The organism is Photobacterium sp. R1 (assembly GCF_054600795.1).
Genome location: NZ_BAAHZP010000632.1, coordinates 1 through 264, shown reverse-complemented (window position 1 = coordinate 264; position 264 = coordinate 1). Strand labels below are relative to the sequence as shown.

General features: G+C 48.1%; 1 protein-coding gene. It reads left to right on the top strand.

Features of this window, described 5'->3' with window-relative positions; genetic code table 11:
* Positions 1-16: 16 nt before the first annotated feature.
* A partial coding sequence (locus tag ACYP03_RS26585; protein WP_459782754.1) for a hypothetical protein occupies positions 17-264 on the top strand: 248 nt, incomplete at its 3' end.

Sequence of the window (264 nt, the reverse complement as noted above, 5' to 3'; positions counted from 1 at the left end):
ATTGGGATATCGAGTTGTGTTAAGACCATCAGAACGTGAGCCATGGACAGCGCACCGTTTAGTCCAAGCTTTGACAGAGTCAGGGCTTGCTGATTATGTTGTCATGTTGCCAACCGCTCATGACGGCGTTGAGGAAATCATTGAAGCGGCAGATTTGAGTATCGTGTATGGCGGAGAAGACACCGTCACTCGGTATGAAAACCGTTCTGATGTTCTGGTGCAAGGGCCGGGAAGATCCAAAATGGTGATTGGTAATGATTATCC